The organism is Arthrobacter sp. 35/47 (genome assembly GCF_000520475.1).
GTDB lineage: Bacteria > Actinomycetota > Actinomycetes > Actinomycetales > Micrococcaceae > Arthrobacter_D > Arthrobacter_D subterraneus.
Map to the genome: position 1 here is coordinate 34,629 of NZ_KI914591.1, position 2,243 is coordinate 36,871.

The following is a 2,243-nucleotide window of genomic DNA, read 5'->3' on the forward strand; positions in this document are numbered from 1 at the left end:
CAGCCGGACTAGGGAATGCGCCGGGGGAGCCGCAGCTGATCCTCAAGCTGCGCTGAGACCGTCAGGAGATCCGCCTCTGCGCTTGGCCTGCCGATGAGCTGGATGCTCATGGAGAGTCCGCCGGCGGTGGAGTACACCGGCACGGAGATGGCGGGCAGGCCGCAGACGTTGACCATCGAGGTGTACGGCGAGTATTGGCACTGGCGCCGATAGTCGGTGTCCGCGTCGGCGGAGGTGTACCAGCCGATGGGGCGGGGCGTCATTCCGAGGGCGGGGGTGGCGATGAGATCGAAGGCGGAGTATTGCTCGATCGTGTCCTGCTCGAACTGCCGCAGAATGTCGACGGCGGTTGCCAGGTCCGTTGCCGACCGGCCCTGGGCACGGCGTCGAAGGGTGAGCGCCAGCGGAGTGAGGCCGGCTTCGCGGGCCGCGGGAATGCGCGCGTTGGCGAGTCCGGCGGTCCAGACCGTCTGGAACGCCTCGTGGTAGCGAGGATCGTAGTGGAGGTCTGCCTCGACAAGATCGTGCCCTGCATCGCCCAGCGCACGGAGGCCGGCGTCGAAGGCCACGCTTGCGTCGTCGTCGAGCCCGATGGAGAACGCCGCCGCGAAGGGCGACGCAGTGCTCACTCCGATGCGGAACCGCCCGGTTGCGCGGAGCGCCGCCTCCAGGAAAGGACCGTGGGCAGCAGCGCTGGTCGCGTGGAAATTGGGTTCGTCCACCATGGCGTCCAGCAGAAGGGCCGCATCCGCGGTGGTCCGGGCAAGGGGTCCAGCAACCACAAACTGGCCAAGGTCGGTCTGCCCGGACCCGGAGGGAACCCGTCCGCGGTTCGGCTTGAGTCCGATGAGACCGGTGGCGGCAGCCGGGATCCGGACCGACCCGCCCCCGTCGGTGCCCGGAGCGAAAGGAACCAACCCCGCCGCAACCGCAGCCGCACTGCCGCCCGAGGATCCCCCCGGGCTCAGTGAGACGTTCAGTGGATTGCGCGACGGCGGGGCAATCAGGTTTTCGCTGTAGCAGCTCAAACCGAACTCCGGAACCTGCGTCTTTCCAAGACTGATTGCCCCTGCCCGTCTCAGAACGGCCACCAGAGGAGAGTCCGCTGCCGCCACGGTGTGCTGCAGGGCGGCGCTGCCGTGGGTGGTCACCACGCCGACGACGTCGGTCAGATCCTTGTGCGCGAGCGGCAGGCCATGGAGCGCAGGCAGGTCGGCTCCCCGCGCGTGCCTGCGGTCTGCGGCGTCCGCCTCCTCCAGTGCGGTATCCGCGGTCACCGTGAGAAAGGCGCCCAACGCCGGGTTCCGGCTGTCGATCCGCTCCAGGTAATGCGCGGTCAATTCCCGGGCGCTCAACTCCCCGCGCCGTAGCAGGTCCCGCTGTTCGAGCGCGGTCAGCTCATGAAGGGCACCCATTGCTGCCTTTCTCGCCGGGTCGGGTCGGTCCCACTATAGGCTTGGATCCGGTCGGTGAATCGGACGAGGAAAGGACGGGGCCGGCAATGAGCGAGAGCGAGAGCGTGTCCGTCGACGCGATCAGTGAGGATACCGCTGTGCTGGACGTGCGCGAGGACTATGAGTGGGAGGCCGGGCACATCAAGGGCGCCCTGCATATTCCCGTGGAGCAGATCCCGGCGCGGCTCGACGAGCTCGATCCGGATGAGGATCTCCACGTCATCTGCCGCACGGGCGGACGTTCCTTCCGGGTTGCGGAGTGGCTGGTGGGCAACGGATATTCGGCTGTGAACGTCCGTGGCGGAATGGATGCCTGGATCGAGGCTGCAAAGCCGATGGTTTCCGAAACCGGCGACGAACCGCGCGTCCTGTGACCTCCTACGCCTACCTCGGACCTGCCGGAACCTTCACGGAGGCTGCGCTGCTGCAGGTCCCGGCCGCCGAAGAAGCCGAACGGGTGCCCGCCACCACGGTCAACGCCGCCCTCGACATGGTGCGTACCGGCCGCGTGAAAGCCGCAATGGTCCCGATCGAGAACTCGGTGGAGGGCGGCGTGTCGGCCACCCTGGACGCGATTGCCAACGGCGCCCCGCTGCGGATCATCCGCGAAGTGCTGGTGCCCGTCTCCTTTGTCCTGGTGGGCCGGCCGGGCGCGGAGCTGGCGGACATCCGCTTTGTAGCCACCCACGGCCATGCCTGGGCACAGTGCCGCGGCTGGACCGAGCAGAACATTCCAGCGGCGGAATACGTTCCGGCGTCGTCAACGGCTGCCGCAGCCCATGACCTGCT

The 2,243-nt window shown here is 68.0% G+C and carries 3 protein-coding genes; 2 read left to right on the plus strand and 1 reads right to left on the minus strand.

Going from position 1 to position 2,243, the window contains the following annotated elements; all coding sequences use genetic code 11:
• Nucleotides 1-8: 8 nt before the first annotated feature.
• Complete coding sequence (locus X803_RS0106465) at nt 9-1,415, minus strand: amidase (protein ID WP_026544509.1); 1,407 nt, start codon at nt 1,413-1,415, stop codon at nt 9-11.
• A gap of 86 nt (nt 1,416-1,501) precedes the next feature.
• On the opposite strand from X803_RS0106465, the gene X803_RS0106470 reads away from it, so the two are divergent.
• Both X803_RS0106470 and X803_RS18240 read left to right on the plus strand, forming a co-directional pair.
• Entirely contained in the window at nt 1,502-1,828 is a 327-nt protein-coding gene (locus X803_RS0106470) for a rhodanese-like domain-containing protein (protein ID WP_026544510.1), read from the plus strand.
• Nucleotides 1,825-2,243: prephenate dehydratase domain-containing protein (locus tag X803_RS18240; protein ID WP_035778155.1), on the plus strand; the 419-nt coding region annotated here is incomplete at its 3' end. The genes X803_RS0106470 and X803_RS18240, both read left to right, overlap by 4 nt.

What these genes read in the sequence shown, in the direction of transcription:
- X803_RS0106465 (WP_026544509.1), bottom strand. Translation starts at nt 1,415, where the DNA reads ATGGGTGCCCTTCATGAGCTGACCGCGCTCGAACAGCGGGACCTGCTA.
- X803_RS0106470 (WP_026544510.1), top strand. Translation starts at nt 1,502, where the DNA reads ATGAGCGAGAGCGAGAGCGTGTCCGTCGACGCGATCAGTGAGGATACC.